We start from the raw sequence: 13,475 nt of genomic DNA, 5'->3' as shown, positions 1-13,475 counted from the left end.
CTGAACCATCCATGCTCGAACTGGCCAGTCTCACCAAGACCTATGGCGGACGCACCGTCCTGTCGCAGCTGTCGCATACCTTCGAGGCCGGCCGTTTCGTCGCCATCATGGGCGAGTCGGGCGTCGGCAAATCCACGCTGCTGAACCTGATCGCCGGGCTGGATGCGCCCGACAGCGGTGAAGTCATCGTCGACGGCACGCACATGGCCGCGCTCGACGACGACGCGGCGACACGCCTGCGCCGCACGCGCATGGGCTTCATCTTCCAGGCCTTCCACGTGCTGCCGCACCTGACACTCAAGCAGAACGTCGCCTTGCCGCTGCTGCTCAATGCCGAGGGCGCGGCGCGCGCCGACGCCATGCTGGCGGCGGTGGGACTGGGCGGCCGCGGCGCCGACTTTCCGCGCCAGTTGTCGGGCGGCGAACTGCAGCGCGTCGCGATCGCGCGCGCCCTGGTGCACAAGCCGGCCCTGCTGCTGGCCGACGAGCCGACCGGCAACCTCGATCCGGAAACGGCGGGCGGCATCCTGCGCCTGCTGCGCGACGAGATCCGCGCCAACGGCGCCGGCGCCATCATGGTCACCCACTCGCATGCGGCGGCCGAGATGGCGGACGAAGTATTGCTGCTGACCCGTGAAGGCCTGCGCCCGGCCTGAAATTAACGACAATTCCGCGAGGAAATAAGCATATTGTCAGCAGCTTAACGACTGTTCGCGACGAACAGTGCGGCGCCTGCCGCGTAGGCGTAGTAATATCACAACGCCCCGCACGCATAACACATCGAATACCGGGCGTATCCAGAACGGTCCTGTCCCCTCAACCAAAGTACGCATTTTGGAGGAGTACATGAACGTACGCCAAAAAAAACAGGAAATGCTGGCTGCGATGCACCGCGCCCGCGCCCTCGAGCCATCGAGTTTCGTGCCGAACAAGCTGCTCGACACCTTGATCGAAAAAATGCATCTCAAGAATGACGCGGAGCTGTGCCGCGTGCTGGAGGTGCAGCCGCCGATCATCAGCAAGATCCGCCACCGCAAGCTGAACGTGGGCGCGACGATCCTGCTGCGCATGCACGAGAAATCGAATATCCCGATCCGCGAACTGAAGGAGCTGACCTCGGCCGCGCTGCACTAGCAGGGGTGGGCGAGGCCACTGGCCTCGCCCACCCCCACATCCGTCCGCTCGCGGCTATTGTTTGCCCGGCGGACGCCCGGTCTTCAGCTGCGGCAGGCTATCGAGCACCTGGCGCAGCGTCGCCATATCGAGGCGCCCGACCAGGGCCACGCCGATGCGCAGCAACTCGCTCTTCTTGATCTCGAAGCCGGCCTTCAGGCAGGCCTGCTTCACGTTCGCCAGCACCGCATATTCCCCGTCCGGCATGGTGAAGCTGTCGCGCACCAGGCTGGGGCGCGCCGCTTCCTGGGGCGCGGCGGGTGTGCGTGCACGGCCTGCCGGCGCCGCCTTGCCGGCCTGGACAAGGGCCTTGGCGGCATTCTTGACACCGGGCGCCGGCGCTTTCGCGGCCGGCTTGGGGGCGGCCCTGGCAGGCTTGGCCGCGGCTTTCGGCGCCGCCTTTTTCGCCGGTGCTTTCACAGGCGGCTTCGCAGCCGCTTTTACGGGCGCTTTTGCGGCGGTCCTGGCGGGCGCCTTGGCAGCCGCTTTCGGTACTGCCGCTTTCGGTGCCGCGGCTTTCGCAGCCGCACGCGTGCCGGCCTTGGCGGCGGGCGCCTTGGCGGCGACGGACTTGGTGGATTTGGCTGCACTGCCTGGCGTGGCGGCGGTGCTCGGGGTCTTTGAGGCTGCCCGGGCGGGCGCCGGGACTGCTTTCGCCCGCGCCGATGCGGCCGCGGCCGCACCCTTCGCGGGTACCGGTTTTCTGGTCATTGGGTATTCCACTACTTAACAAGGTAAACAATATAGTCGATCAGGCGCATTCCGGAAAGAGCCGATTCCCTACCGTGCGCCCGTGAAGCGCCCGGATCACCCCGGCGCGCAGGCCGGCGCGCACCGGAATCAGCTCGCCGATGCCGAGCTCCTCGACCAGCGCCAGCAGCAGCGCCAGGCCGCCGGCCATCTGGGCCGCGCGCAGCGGCTGCTGCGACAAGGCCGCGATGCGCATGAAGCCGCCCTCCTCGACCAGGCTGCGGCGCAGCGCCAGCAGGTCGGCAGCGCTCGCGCCGCGGCAGTTGTCAGAGCCGTCGCCGGCATCGCCGCCGGCCAGTTCGAACAGCGCACGCACCGTGCCCGAAGCGCCGTAGGCGCGGCGCCAACCATGGGCGCCGGCCAGCACACCCGCATCGGCGAAGCGGCTGCGCGCAGAGGCGAGCGCGGCCTCGAAAGCCGCCGCCGAAATGCCGTCCCTGAAAAACGCCAGGCCCTGGCGCAGCGCGCCGACGCCGAAGGATTGCACCAGCTCGACCTCGTCGCCACGCCCGACCACGATCTCGGTCGAGCCGCTGCCGACGTCCAGCACCAGGCGCCGTTCCAGGGCATCGGGGAGCGCGCCGGCCACGCCCAGATAGACCAGCCGCCCCTCCTCCTCGCCGCCCAGCACCTCCACCGGATAGCCGATCGCCGCCTGCGCCGCCGGCAGGAAGGCGGGCGCATCGCAGGCCACGCGCAGGGCGGCCGTGGCCACCACGCGCACGGCGCTTACCTCGTGGCGCGCCAGGGCCAGCCTGAAATCGCGCAGGCAGGCCAGCGCGCGCCGCACCGTGTCGGGATCGAGGCAGCCGTCCGCGCCGATCCCCGCGCCAAGGCGGATCGGTTCGCTCAGGGTGGCGGCGACGACCATGGCGCCGTTCTCCCAACTGGCGACGTGCAGGCGAAAGCTGTCGGAGCCGAGTTCGACGGCGGCAAAGAGAGGGGCACGATGATCGGCAGCTGGCATGGTTCGCCCTGGATGGAGGAACCGCCAGTCTGCGCCGCCATTGTGACGCCCCGATGACGGGGCGCCGGCGTGACGCCCGCCTTACACTTCAGGCAGGGTCTCGCGCGGCGCCAGGCGGATCGCGTTGCGTCCGCCCTCCTTGGCCGCGCGCATGGCGGCGCCGGCGCGGCCGAACAGGGTGACGTTGCTGTCGTCGGGCCGGATCGTGGTGACGCCGAAGCTGGCCGTCATCGAGATCATGGCGCGCTCGGTTTTCACCGGCGTGGTCTCGATCGCGGCGCGCATGCGCTCGGCCACCAGCATCGCCTCGTCCTGGCCGGTGCGCGGCAGCAGCAGCGCGAATTCGCCGCCCACCAGGCGTCCCAGCAGGTCGCTGTCGCGCAGCTGGCGCTTGCACAGGTCGGCCACGTGGCGCAGCACGACGTCGCCCACCGGGTGGCCGTAGCCGTCGTTGACGCGCTTGAAGCTGTCCAGGTCGAGCACCACCAGCGCGGTCGGCGAACCGGGCCGGCGCGCCAGCGCCATCCAGGGCGCGAGCGCATTGAAGAAGCCGCGCCGGTTCGGCGCCTCGGTCACCAGGTCGAGCGTTTCCAGGCGCGCCAGGTCGCCTTGCAGGCGCTCGCGCGCCAGCAGCAGGCAGCCGAAGCCGTTCACCAGCATCAGCAGGTAGAAAGCGATTGTCGAGAGCTGGCGCAGCAGATCGTGCGAGAGCCAGCGCCAGCCGTCGGGCATGACCAGCACCAGGATGCCGCGCGCGGCCACCACCAGCGCCAGGATGGCCGAGACGATCGCCAGCGCGCGCAGCAGCATCGAGGCATCCTTCCAGCCGCGTCCGAGCGCCGCCGCCCCGACCAGGTAGAAGGCGCCGAGGATGAGCGCCGCGGCCAGGGTGCGCAGGCCGAGCGGGTCGATCCAGTACGACATCAGGAAGACGAAGACGGCGCCCAGCGCCAGCGGCACCATGGCGCGCACCAGGCGGCGCCGGTGCGCCGTCTCCCACAGGGCGGCCGACTCGAGGGCGACGCCGGCGATCAGCAGGGCCCAGCCGCCGGGCAGCGCGAGCGGCTCGGGCACCACGCGCGCCCCGCCCAGCGCCAGCAGGATCCAGGCGGCCGCCTGCACCTGTTTCGACAGGCCCCAGCTGGCCAGCGCGGGCGCACGCGCGTTGCCGTAGTCGAAGAAAAACAGCAGGCTGCACAGCACCAGGTTGCCCAGCGCGAGCACCAGCACCATGGTGGTGGAATCCATCGTCAGCATCGCGCCGTTCAGCATTCGTGCTCCACGTTGGCGGTGCCGTCGCCGACCTTGCTGGCCCAGGCGCGCGCGAAGTAATCGCGCTCGGCCGCGTCGGGCGGCTCGTTCCAGAACACGATCAGGGTGCCCTTGTGGTCGTGCAGCTGGGTCAGCTTGTCGACGAAATGGGCGTTGCCGGCGCTGTCGGCCAGCGCCATCGCATAGCCATAGACACGGTTGAGGCGCTCGATGCGGTCGGCTTCGAGATCGCTGTTGGTGGCGGTGATCGAGGGATGATCGAGAAACATACGGAACTCCTGTGGCGGCAAGGGCCAGCTTAGCAGAGTTTCATGCCTGCGAACAAGACGGAGACGCCGCCGGACGGCGCGGCCCGACCTCCCCTGCCCGGCTATACTGCCGCCATGCCGCCGCGCTCCGACCATGATTCCGATCCGCCCTCATCGCCCCGGCCGCTGGTACGCACCCGCGGCAACCGGCGCACGCTCGAATTCGAGAACGGCGAGATCCAGAGCGAGATGCTGCTCTCGCAGCCGGACAAGCTGGTGCTGGCCTACGCGCGCGCCATGATGTGCTTTGCACTCTTCGTCCCGCAGCCGCGCCACATCCTGATGGTGGGCCTGGGCGGCGGCTCGCTGGTCAAGTTCTGCCACCGCCATTTTCCGCACACGCGCATCACGGTGCTCGAGATCAGCGCCGAGGTGATCGCCCTGCGCGAGGCCTTCCAGGTGCCGCCGGACGACGCCCGCCTGCGCATCGTGCACGGCGACGCCGCCGACTTCGTGTGCGCCGCGCCAGGCCGCTTCGACGTGATCCTGGTGGACGGCTTCGACGCCGCCGGCATGCCCGCCGCCCTCGGCAGCGCCGCCTTCTACCGCGACTGCCGACGCGCCCTGTTCGATGGCGGCGTGCTGGTGGCGAACGTCCTCAGCTACGATCCCTGCCACGATGCCATCGTGGCGCGCATCGAGCAGGCCTTCAGCGATCGGGTCTGCGACTTTCCCGGCATCGCCGGCAACAACCACCTGCTGTTCGCCCTGCGTGCACCGACGGGCGCCGCCAGCCGCGCGGCGCTTCGGCAGGAGGCTTTCGCGCGCCGCCGCGGCCTGGGGCTGCGTGTCCTGAACTGGCTGCTGCCGCGGGCACTTCTTGCCTGGCTGACACGGCGTCCTGTCTGATCGCGGCGACAGCTTCCGCCCCTATGCATGTGGCGTACGGATTTGTTTGCGAAAACGGGGCAACCTATGACACACTCCGAGGCTGTGGTGCTTTTGGGCAAATAATTTTGGGGTCAGTCATGTTGCGTCGCCTGCCGTTTTCTCTTACCCGCGCGGCGGCCTTGACACTGGGCGCCGGGCTGGCCGCCTCGACAGCCCTGTTCGTGGGCGTCAGCCAGCTTGAATACGACAACCTGGCCTTGTCCTTCAACCAGCGCGCCGAGCAGCGCGTGGCGACGGTGAGCCAGGGCCTGCATGACGCGGTCGAGGTGATCACCGTCACCAACCGCCTGTTCGCACTCGGCTCCCCCGTCACCCGTGCCCAGTTCCACGATTTCACGGCGCCGCTGCTGCTGCGCCACCCCTTCATCAAGGCCTTCAACCACCACCGCATCGTGCAGGACAGCGAGCGCGCCGCCGTCGAGGCCGAACTGCAGCGCGTGATCCCCGGCACCGTCATCAGCGACGACAGCAGCGGAACCCGCGCCCCGGCCCCGCGCCGCCCGAGCTACAGCATCGTCGACTACCTGGTGCCCATGAAGGGCAACGAGGCCGCCTTCGGCTTCGACGCCGGAACCCGGCCGCAGATCAACGCGGCCCTGGCCCGCGCCCACGCCGAACGGCGCGCCGCCGCCACCCCGCTGTTCCGGCTGGTGCAGGATCCGAATCCCCAGCCGAGCTTCCAGGTGCTGCTGCCAGTCTACGACGCCAAAGGCGCGCTGGCCGGCGACACCGCCGTCGTGGTGCGCGCCCAGGAACTGGTCAGCATGGCGCTGGCCGGCGCGGGTTTGCTGGACGATGGCCAGATCGTGATGTCGGTGTACGCCGGCGCCCGTCCCGAGGCGGCCGACCTGGTCTTCACCACCAAGGCCGCCGCCGCCCAGCCCCGGCCCGAGCTGCTGGGCAGCTGGATCGCCCCCGACTACGCCACCCACATGGCGCGCACGCTCGACGTCGCCGGCCGCCCCTGGCTGGTCGAAGTAAGCATGAAGCCGCGCTCGTTCGCGGCCGACCACCTGGCCTCGCTGGCAATGCTGGCGGGCGGCATCCTGCTGACCCTGATGACGACGGCCTGGGTGCAGGCGTCCGGCGCTAGAGCCCGGCGCGTGCAGCAGCTGGTGAGGAAGCGCACGGCGGACCTGAAGCGCACCAACCGGCGCCTGGTCGAGGACATGGTCGCGCGCGAGCGCACCGAAAAGGCGCTGCAGCAGAGCGAGCAGCGCTTCCGCCAGCTGGTGTCGATGTCCTCGGACTGGTACTGGGAACAGGACAGCCAGTTCCGCTTCACGATGGTCACCGGCGGCTTCACCGAAAAAGCCGGCGTGATGGTCGACCATGTGCTGGGCAAGACGCGCTGGGAATACCTGCCGGCCCTGGGCGACACCGACTACGGCCGCGCGCACATCGAACTCGTGCGCGGCTACCAGCCCTTCGCCGATTTCGAATACCAGGTGCTGGACGACATCGGCCAGACCCGCTGGTTCCTGGTCAACGGCCAGCCCGTGTTTGACGAGGGCGGCCAGTTCGCCGGCTACCGCGGCACCGGCAGCGACATCACCGAACGCAAGCTCACCGAACAGCGCGTGCATCACGTGGCCCAGCACGATGCCCTGACCGGCCTGCCCAACCGCTCGCTGCTGCAGGATCGCCTGGGCCAGGCGGTGGCCTATGCGACGCGCTCGGGCAACCCGGTGTGGGTGATGCTGATCGACCTCGACCGCTTCAAGTTCGTCAACGACAGCATGGGCCACAAGGCCGGCGACGTGCTCCTGATGACGGTGGCGGCGCGCCTGCGCTCCTCGCTGCGCGACGCCGACACGGTGGCGCGCCTGTCGGGCGACGAATTCGTCGTGATCGTCTCGGAAAGCGGCGATCAGCAGCTCACGCCCGGCATCGTGGCGCGCGTGATGAACGCGGTTGCCCAGCCGGTCATGCTCGGCACCAAGGAATTCTTCGTCACCTGCAGTATCGGCGTGGCCGTGTATCCGAGCGAGAGCACCGACGCCGACACCCTGATCGAACATGCCGACATCGCCATGTACCGCGCCAAGAAACTGGGCCGCAACAACTTCCAGTTCTATACGCCGGCCATGAACGAGGAATCGCTGGAACGGGTGCGCATCGAGAGCGCGCTGCGCAATGCCGTCGAGCGCAACGAGTTCGTGCTGCATTACCAGCCCCAGCTCGACATGAAGACCGGCAAGGTGTGCGGCATGGAAGCGCTGATTCGCTGGCACTCGCCGGAACTGGGCATGGTGCCGCCGAGCCGCTTCATCAGCATCGCCGAGGAAACCGGCATGATCGTGGCGATCGGCGCCTGGGTGCTGCGCACCGCCTGCGCGCAGAACAAGGCCTGGCAGGACGCCGGCTTCGACAAGCTGCGCGTGGCCGTCAACCTGTCGGCGCGCCAGTTCGGCGCGGCCGACCTGATCGAGAACCTGGCCAGCGTGCTCGCGGAGACCGGGCTGGAACCGAAATACCTGGAGATCGAGCTCACCGAGAGCCTGTTCATGAGCGACATCACGCCGGCCGTCGAGCTGCTGCACAAGATCAAGGCGCTGGGCGTGAACCTGTCGATCGACGACTTCGGCACCGGCTATTCGAGCCTGTCTTACCTGTCGCGCTTCCCGATCGACGTGCTGAAGATCGACCGTTCGTTTGTCGCCGACATCACGCGCGACGCCAACGACGAGGCGATCGTCACTTCGATCATCGCGCTCGCGCACAACCTGAAGCTGGCGGTGATCGCCGAGGGCGTGGAGACGGGCGAGCAGCTCGACTACCTGCGCCGCCACGGCTGCGATGAAATGCAGGGCTACTATTTCAGCAAGCCGCTCCCGGCAGGGGAATTCGAGCAGTTACTGGTCGAGGGACGGGGCCTGGCGCCGGACGAGATCATCGCGCCGGAGGCCGCTGCAACGAACGCTTAAACACGATTTGAAGGATTATTCCTACAAGAATGTGGCATTTTGCATATCGTTGCTCTACAATAGTCGTGTCTCTATTGCAATTCTCAGGAACACGACGATGATGGAAGAAGTGCAAACGCGCCAAACGGCCAACCCGCGCGTGGTAAGAACCGACCTGCGTACGCGCGACCTGGTGAACCAGGCCGTGGCTTCGGTACCGACGCTGGGCCTGCAGCGCGCGGCCGAGTTTCTGGCGGCAATGAACGTGCCGGCGGAGATCGCCGTGCGCACGCTGGTGTACCCAACCCGCCGCCGCCGCGGGTGAGCACCTGACAAAACCCGCATAGCGGCGTTGCAGCGTCTTGCCGTACTAGCGTACTGTCTTCGACGCCGCGCCTCCCTCTGCGGGATTTCTCAGGCGTTCACGAACTTCGCAAAGATCAGGATTACTTCTTCGGTTCCTGTGCCTGGATATCGGCCAGCGACGCCAGGCCGCGCGCCGTGACCTCGAAGCCGCCTTCCTCGCGTGGTGCGATGTGCGACTTGCGGATCAGGAATTGCGCGACATCGCCGTCGATGGCCGCCTGCGGATCTTGCGCCAGGCTTGTCAAGGCCTCGATGCAGGCGCGCAGGAACAGCACCTGCTGGCCTTTTTCGGTCAGGTCGACCCGGCCGTCGCGGGCATAGGAAATCATCTTCAAGCCGGACAGGCGCTTCGCATTGCGCCCGACGCAGGCATTGACCCGGTCGGTGCGCGCACCGCGCCGGATGAATTCGAGCGCGTTGTACTCGTCTGTCGTCAGTTTTTCGTTCTTCATTACCGCTCATTCAATCTGCTGGGCCGCCATGGTAACCGCCGTGACGCGCGGCGGCAACCAATGAACGCGGCCAGCGGCCCGAGATTCGGCGCAGCTCAGCGCAAGGTGCGCAGTGCAATCCACAGCAAACCGGCGCCGACGATGGCGCCGACGGCGAGTATGCCCTGGAAGCGGCGCGATGCGAAGCCCCGGCTCCGGCCCAGGTAAATCTTGTTATGCAGCGAATTGCCCATCTGGTTCTCCATCGTTTTTGGTGTCGTCCGTGAACAGATATTATAAAAAAACCCATACTTTGAGAACGTTCGGCACCGAACATAATTGTAACTTTGTGTGTGATTCAGCAAGATCGCCACAGTGTCGTACTGCGCGCCGATGGCACGAAACGACTGTTAGGATTGTTCCAACATCGATTCAGGAGGAAGCACCATGAACCAATCGCGACAACCGGCCGATCCTGCTGCCAAAGGCGGGGCCATCCTGCACGAGGACGACATCGGCAGCGGCGAAAAAACGCCCGCGGAAAAGGAAACCGAAGAGATGATCAAGGAAATCCCGCCGCTCAAGGGCACCAATGGCAGCGAGGGCCAGCAATCGGGAAGCTGAGCACGGCGGCGAGGACACGCGCCATCGCTGGAAGGACAAACGCCACCTGAGCGTGGCGTTTTGTTGTGTACCGCAGCTAATCCGGGCTCAGGCGGCGCGGATCGGCGGCTCGGGAATGACCGGTTCCTCGACCGGGGCGTGCGCCGGATCGGGCACGTCGTCGGGAACAGGAATGGTCGGCGGCGCCTGGTCGGGTTCGGGCGTCGAATGCGCACGCAGCGCGCCGCGGCCAGCGTCCTGCGGATCGGTGGTCTTCATCGGCAAAATCTCTTCAAAAAATCAGGTCGGAAAACGGCGCGGCCGCGAGGGCACGCGCCGCACGGACATGGGCGGCGCACGCCAGGCGTGCGCCCGCGTCATCAGTGGTTCTGCTTCTGCTTGGCGCCGCCGCCGGCGCCTTCCCCGGTGCTGGCGCGCTCGCGCGACATGTGGTCGTGGCTGCTCTTGTCCTGCTTGCCGGCGCGCTGCTTGGCCAGATCTTCTTCCGACATGCGGTCGGACTGCTTGCTCTGCGTGTCGTTGGCTTTCGATTCATTCATGATGGTTCTCCCATGGTGGTTGAAAACATTGACGTTTTGCGCAGACTAGCATGGAAGAACCCGGAAAGTTTTCAATCGTGCGCATCCTGAAAACTTGCGTATAGTTCATGTTTTCAATCTCTTTTCCACTCATGAAAATCCGACGCCTGCTGCTGTCCGCGCTGTTGCCTACGTTCTTCTGTGCGCTCGTGTCGGCCGCCCCGATGAAACTCGACGACTACATGGCCCTGAGCGGCCCCGCCCCCACCGTGCGCCTGGCCTATGGCCCCGCACCTTCCCAATTCGCCGAGCTGTTCCTGCCGCAGGGCGCCGGCCCCTTCCCGGTCGCGGTGCTGGTGCACGGCGGCTGCTGGACGGAGCGCTTCGGCGGCATCAAGCAGCTGCGCAACATGGCCGGCGCCCTGCGCGAGCGCGGCATCGCGGTCTGGAACGTCGAGTACCGCCGCGTCGACGAAGCGGGCGGCGGCTATCCCGGCATGTACGAAGACATGCATGCCGCGCTCGACCTGCTGGCGTCGCAGGGCCGCGCCCAGGGACTCGACCTGGAGCGGGTGGTCGCGGTCGGCCACTCGGCCGGCGGCCAGCTGGTGCAATGGATCGCCGGACGCGCACGCATTCCCGCGAGCAGCCCGCTGCACCGCGCGCGCATGCTGCCGGTGCGCGCCGTGGTCAGCCTGGGCGGCCTGGCCGACCTGCGCCGCGAACGCGAACTGATCAAGACCAGCTGCGGGCGCGACACGCCCGAGCTGGCCGGCCTGCCGAGCGCCGCGCGGCCCGACGTCTACAGCGACACCAACGCCGCCGAGCTGATGCCCAACGGCAGCCACACCATCCTCGTCACCGGCGAACTCGACACCATTTCGCCGCCGCGCGTGGCCCATGATTACGCGGCACTGGCGCACAAGGCCGGCGACGGCGCCGAGGTGCTGATCCTGCCGGGCGCCAGCCATTACGACGAAGTCGCCGCGAGCTCGGCGTCCTGGCCGCTGGTACTGGGTGCGATCGAACGGGCCTTGGCCCATACTGCGAAAGGGACGTCTACACCCGCCGCTTCGCCAGCGGCGCGCTGACGACGAGATCCGACGTGGCCACGGCCACGCAGGGCAGCAGGTAGTTGTCGCGTTTTTCCTCGATCGACAGGCCCGGCCATTCGACGAGATAGCGCACGGTGCCGGACTGCAGCCGGCACAGGCAGGTGCGGCAGGTGCCGTTGCGGCAGGAACTGGGCAGATCCAGGCCGGCCGCCTCGGCCGCCTGCAGCACCGTGCCGGCGCCCGCGGGAAAGCGCGCGCCGAGAGGGGCGAGGGTGATGGTGGGGACAGGAGGTTCGTCGTGCATGCGGCGATTGTAGCGTCGATGCTAGCGCCCGAGCCTGAGTTCGTTCGCGCACAGACCGCTGAGTGTGGCACGCCTACGCTGAGGTTTCCCTTAGTAAGTATTGCAGGTGCCATATGAAAAAAATCGTCGCTCCCCTCTTCCTCGCCGTGCTCGCTGGCGCCCTTCCCTTTGCCGCCAGTGCGGCCCAGCCGGCGCAGCCGGCCGCGCCCCAGCAAGCCGCCGCGCCGGGAGCACCCGTGCAGCCGGGCCAGCCAGGCGCCGCCGATCCGGCCGCGCAGGAGCGCGCCGAGTTCGAACGCCTGCTGCGCGCCCAGGTACTGCTCGACCGCCTGCATTTTTCACCAGGTGAAATCGATGGCGCCTACGGCTCCAACATGCGCCAGGCCTTGAGCGCTTTCCAGAAGTCGCGCAACCTCGAGGCAACCGGCAAGCTCGACGACGCCACCTGGAACGCACTGAACCAGGATACGACCCCGACGCTCACCAACTACGTGATCGCCAACGAGGACGTGGCCGGCCCCTTCCAGCCGATTCCCGAAGACATGATGGAAAAGGCCAAGCTGCCCAAGCTCGGCTACGCCAGCCCGGCCGAAGGCCTGGGCGAAAAATTCCACGCCAGCCCCGACCTGATCGCCCGCCTGAACCCGGGCAAGAACCTGGCGCGCGCCGGCGAACAGATCGTCGTGCCGAGCGTGCACGGCGGCCCGGCCCTGCCCCAGGCGGCCAAGGTCGTCGTCAGCGACGGCCGCAAGGTGCTGATGCTGTTCGACGCATCCGAGCGCATGATCGCCCAGTACCCGGCTTCGACCGGGAGCGACAACGACCCGCTGCCGATCGGCACCTGGAAGATCGAAGGCGTGCACCCGAACCCGACCTATTACTACAACCCGAAACTGTTCTGGGATGCGGAACCGGGCGACAAGAAGGCAAAGATCGCACCGGGCCCGAACAATCCGGTCGGCGTGGCCTGGATCGACCTGTCCAAGCCGCACTACGGCATCCACGGAACGCCGGTGCCGAAGTTCATCGGCAAGACCGAATCGCACGGCTGCATCCGCCTGACCAACTGGAGCGCCGCGGAAGTGGCGGCGGTGGTCGCGGCGGGAACGCAGGTCGTGCTGCAGGAGTAATCAACCTAGTCATCGAGGAGGGGTTTGCACATGAGATCGCTGGTCATGTTCTTGCTGGGCGTCGTGGTCGGCGCCGGTGGATTGTTCGTCGGGCTGCGCGAGTTCGCCGACGCGCCCAATCCGATCATTACGGACGGTGGCGCCGCAGTTGGAGCTCCAGTATCGGCACCGCCGCGCGAGGTGCCCGCCGGCGCCGCGCCGACTGCAGCCCCTCCTGGCGGCGCCCAGGGCGACCGGGTCGTGCAAACGGATCTGCACGAAGCCAGCCTGCCGATCCGCCCCGCCCCGCAATCAACCACGGCGACGAGCGCCACGCCGGCACTGACGGCTGGCGGCAGCATGCCCGCCAAGCTGCTGGTGCCGGTCGAGGGCGTGCCCTACGCCCAGCTGACCGACACCTTCGACCAGCCGCGCGGCCAGGAGCGGCACCACGAGGCGCTCGACATCATGGCGCCGAAAGGCACGCCGGTGCGCGCCGCGGCCGACGGCAAGGTCGTCAAGCTGTTCGACAGCAAACCCGGCGGCCTGACCCTCTACCAGTTCGATCCCGCCGAGCAGCACGCCTATTACTACGCCCACCTCGACCGCTATGCCGACGGCGTCAAGGAAGGCATGCAGGTCAAGCGCGGCGACCTGCTCGGCTATGTCGGCGTGACCGGCAATGCCGACCCGAACGCGCCGCACCTGCACTTCGCCGTCGTCGCCCTGACGCCCGAGAAGCAGTGGTGGAAAGGGACGCCGGTCAATCCGTATCCGCTGCTGGGCGATTGAGCAACGGCG

Annotated in this window: 18 protein-coding genes; 9 read left to right on the top strand and 9 right to left on the bottom strand. The window is 67.6% G+C overall.

Annotated features, from left to right (window positions below):
* The first annotated feature begins 11 nt into the window (after positions 1–11).
* Positions 12–656, top strand: coding sequence for an ABC transporter ATP-binding protein (locus tag ASF77_RS12985; RefSeq protein ID WP_056339792.1), 645 nt, complete (start codon positions 12–14; stop codon positions 654–656).
* A 190-nt stretch (positions 657–846) separates the two neighbouring features.
* On the top strand, positions 847–1,134 hold the full coding sequence (locus tag ASF77_RS12980; RefSeq protein WP_056339789.1) for a hypothetical protein: 288 nt from the start codon (positions 847–849) through the stop codon (positions 1,132–1,134).
* Between the two features lie 54 nt (positions 1,135–1,188).
* On the opposite strand, the gene ASF77_RS12975 is transcribed toward ASF77_RS12980, so the two are convergent.
* The 4 genes from ASF77_RS12975 to ASF77_RS12955 form a co-directional block, all read right to left on the bottom strand.
* On the bottom strand, positions 1,189–1,884 hold the full coding sequence (locus tag ASF77_RS12975; RefSeq protein WP_229445426.1) for a hypothetical protein: 696 nt from the start codon (positions 1,882–1,884) through the stop codon (positions 1,189–1,191).
* Between the two features lie 40 nt (positions 1,885–1,924).
* Positions 1,925–2,890, bottom strand: coding sequence for a hypothetical protein (locus ASF77_RS12965; protein WP_082493747.1), 966 nt, complete (start codon positions 2,888–2,890; stop codon positions 1,925–1,927).
* Between the two features lie 81 nt (positions 2,891–2,971).
* Positions 2,972–4,162: a sensor domain-containing diguanylate cyclase gene (locus tag ASF77_RS12960; protein WP_229445424.1), complete on the bottom strand. Its 1,191-nt coding sequence runs from the start codon at positions 4,160–4,162 to the stop codon at positions 2,972–2,974.
* The gene (locus ASF77_RS12955) at positions 4,156–4,431 is read right to left on the bottom strand and encodes a hypothetical protein (RefSeq protein WP_056339779.1); all 276 of its coding nucleotides are present in this window, start codon (positions 4,429–4,431) and stop codon (positions 4,156–4,158) included. The genes ASF77_RS12960 and ASF77_RS12955 overlap by 7 nt, the downstream gene beginning before the upstream one ends.
* Before the next feature lie 42 nt (positions 4,432–4,473).
* Here ASF77_RS12955 and ASF77_RS12950 point away from each other — a divergent pair, with 42 nt between their 5' ends.
* From ASF77_RS12950 to ASF77_RS12940, 3 genes are all read left to right on the top strand, one after another.
* A complete protein-coding gene (locus tag ASF77_RS12950; protein WP_229445422.1) occupies positions 4,474–5,319 on the top strand; it encodes a fused MFS/spermidine synthase in 846 nt (281 codons plus the stop codon).
* A 119-nt stretch (positions 5,320–5,438) separates the two neighbouring features.
* The gene (locus ASF77_RS12945) at positions 5,439–8,288 is read left to right on the top strand and encodes an EAL domain-containing protein (RefSeq protein ID WP_056339776.1); all 2,850 of its coding nucleotides are present in this window, start codon (positions 5,439–5,441) and stop codon (positions 8,286–8,288) included.
* 97 nt (positions 8,289–8,385) lie between these two features.
* The gene (locus tag ASF77_RS12940; protein ID WP_056339773.1) at positions 8,386–8,592 is read left to right on the top strand and encodes a hypothetical protein; all 207 of its coding nucleotides are present in this window, start codon (positions 8,386–8,388) and stop codon (positions 8,590–8,592) included.
* A 121-nt stretch (positions 8,593–8,713) separates the two neighbouring features.
* Here ASF77_RS12940 and ASF77_RS12935 read toward each other — a convergent pair whose 3' ends face one another.
* Together ASF77_RS12935 and ASF77_RS24665 are read right to left on the bottom strand one after the other, a co-directional pair.
* Positions 8,714–9,085: a hypothetical protein gene (locus ASF77_RS12935; protein ID WP_056339770.1), complete on the bottom strand. Its 372-nt coding sequence runs from the start codon at positions 9,083–9,085 to the stop codon at positions 8,714–8,716.
* A 95-nt stretch (positions 9,086–9,180) separates the two neighbouring features.
* Positions 9,181–9,318, bottom strand: a complete 138-nt coding sequence (locus ASF77_RS24665; protein ID WP_200934174.1) for a hypothetical protein — start codon at positions 9,316–9,318, stop codon at positions 9,181–9,183.
* A gap of 193 nt (positions 9,319–9,511) precedes the next feature.
* On the opposite strand from ASF77_RS24665, the gene ASF77_RS24305 reads away from it, so the two are divergent.
* On the top strand, positions 9,512–9,688 hold the full coding sequence (locus ASF77_RS24305) for a hypothetical protein (RefSeq protein ID WP_156648874.1): 177 nt from the start codon (positions 9,512–9,514) through the stop codon (positions 9,686–9,688).
* Between the two features lie 87 nt (positions 9,689–9,775).
* Here ASF77_RS24305 and ASF77_RS24660 read toward each other — a convergent pair whose 3' ends face one another.
* Positions 9,776–9,946 carry a hypothetical protein gene (locus ASF77_RS24660; RefSeq protein ID WP_200934173.1) on the bottom strand — a complete coding sequence of 57 codons (171 nt, stop codon included), beginning with the start codon at positions 9,944–9,946 and terminating at the stop codon, positions 9,776–9,778.
* A gap of 101 nt (positions 9,947–10,047) precedes the next feature.
* Positions 10,048–10,227, bottom strand: a complete 180-nt coding sequence (locus ASF77_RS12930; protein WP_056339768.1) for a hypothetical protein — start codon at positions 10,225–10,227, stop codon at positions 10,048–10,050.
* Between the two features lie 131 nt (positions 10,228–10,358).
* Here ASF77_RS12930 and ASF77_RS12925 point away from each other — a divergent pair, with 131 nt between their 5' ends.
* Complete coding sequence (locus ASF77_RS12925) at positions 10,359–11,297, top strand: alpha/beta hydrolase (protein WP_056339765.1); 939 nt, start codon at positions 10,359–10,361, stop codon at positions 11,295–11,297.
* Here the strand turns inward: ASF77_RS12925 and ASF77_RS12920 are convergent.
* Complete coding sequence (locus ASF77_RS12920) at positions 11,266–11,565, bottom strand: 2Fe-2S iron-sulfur cluster binding domain-containing protein (RefSeq protein WP_056339762.1); 300 nt, start codon at positions 11,563–11,565, stop codon at positions 11,266–11,268. The genes ASF77_RS12925 and ASF77_RS12920 overlap by 32 nt on opposite strands.
* 113 nt (positions 11,566–11,678) lie before the next feature.
* Here ASF77_RS12920 and ASF77_RS12915 point away from each other — a divergent pair, with 113 nt between their 5' ends.
* Both ASF77_RS12915 and ASF77_RS12910 read left to right on the top strand, forming a co-directional pair.
* Positions 11,679–12,695 (top strand): L,D-transpeptidase, encoded by a 1,017-nt coding sequence (locus tag ASF77_RS12915; protein WP_056339760.1) that lies wholly within the window; start codon positions 11,679–11,681, stop codon positions 12,693–12,695.
* Positions 12,696–12,725: 30 nt separating this feature from the next.
* Positions 12,726–13,466 carry a M23 family metallopeptidase gene (locus ASF77_RS12910; RefSeq protein ID WP_056339756.1) on the top strand — a complete coding sequence of 247 codons (741 nt, stop codon included), beginning with the start codon at positions 12,726–12,728 and terminating at the stop codon, positions 13,464–13,466.
* The last annotated feature ends 9 nt before the right edge of the window (positions 13,467–13,475 follow it).

Origin of the sequence: Massilia sp. Leaf139 (assembly GCF_001424165.1) — a bacterium.
In the GTDB taxonomy this organism is placed as follows: domain Bacteria; phylum Pseudomonadota; class Gammaproteobacteria; order Burkholderiales; family Burkholderiaceae_D; genus Telluria.
This window is presented reverse-complemented; position numbering and strand designations above follow the sequence as displayed.

Coding starts and splice junctions, on each gene's coding strand:
- ASF77_RS12915 (WP_056339760.1), top strand. CDS start 11,679: ATGAAAAAAATCGTCGCTCCCCTCTTCCTCGCCGTGCTCGCTGGCGCC.
- ASF77_RS12975 (WP_229445426.1), bottom strand. CDS start 1,884: ATGACCAGAAAACCGGTACCCGCGAAGGGTGCGGCCGCGGCCGCATCG.
- ASF77_RS12980 (WP_056339789.1), top strand. CDS start 847: ATGAACGTACGCCAAAAAAAACAGGAAATGCTGGCTGCGATGCACCGC.
- ASF77_RS12945 (WP_056339776.1), top strand. CDS start 5,439: ATGTTGCGTCGCCTGCCGTTTTCTCTTACCCGCGCGGCGGCCTTGACA.
- ASF77_RS12920 (WP_056339762.1), bottom strand. CDS start 11,565: ATGCACGACGAACCTCCTGTCCCCACCATCACCCTCGCCCCTCTCGGC.
- ASF77_RS12910 (WP_056339756.1), top strand. CDS start 12,726: ATGAGATCGCTGGTCATGTTCTTGCTGGGCGTCGTGGTCGGCGCCGGT.
- ASF77_RS12935 (WP_056339770.1), bottom strand. CDS start 9,085: ATGAAGAACGAAAAACTGACGACAGACGAGTACAACGCGCTCGAATTC.
- ASF77_RS24665 (WP_200934174.1), bottom strand. CDS start 9,318: ATGGGCAATTCGCTGCATAACAAGATTTACCTGGGCCGGAGCCGGGGC.
- ASF77_RS12930 (WP_056339768.1), bottom strand. CDS start 10,227: ATGAATGAATCGAAAGCCAACGACACGCAGAGCAAGCAGTCCGACCGC.
- ASF77_RS12985 (WP_056339792.1), top strand. CDS start 12: ATGCTCGAACTGGCCAGTCTCACCAAGACCTATGGCGGACGCACCGTC.
- ASF77_RS12925 (WP_056339765.1), top strand. CDS start 10,359: ATGAAAATCCGACGCCTGCTGCTGTCCGCGCTGTTGCCTACGTTCTTC.
- ASF77_RS24305 (WP_156648874.1), top strand. CDS start 9,512: ATGAACCAATCGCGACAACCGGCCGATCCTGCTGCCAAAGGCGGGGCC.
- ASF77_RS12965 (WP_082493747.1), bottom strand. CDS start 2,890: ATGCCAGCTGCCGATCATCGTGCCCCTCTCTTTGCCGCCGTCGAACTC.
- ASF77_RS24660 (WP_200934173.1), bottom strand. CDS start 9,946: ATGAAGACCACCGATCCGCAGGACGCTGGCCGCGGCGCGCTGCGTGCG.
- ASF77_RS12940 (WP_056339773.1), top strand. CDS start 8,386: ATGATGGAAGAAGTGCAAACGCGCCAAACGGCCAACCCGCGCGTGGTA.
- ASF77_RS12960 (WP_229445424.1), bottom strand. CDS start 4,162: ATGCTGAACGGCGCGATGCTGACGATGGATTCCACCACCATGGTGCTG.
- ASF77_RS12950 (WP_229445422.1), top strand. CDS start 4,474: ATGCCTGCGAACAAGACGGAGACGCCGCCGGACGGCGCGGCCCGACCT.
- ASF77_RS12955 (WP_056339779.1), bottom strand. CDS start 4,431: ATGTTTCTCGATCATCCCTCGATCACCGCCACCAACAGCGATCTCGAA.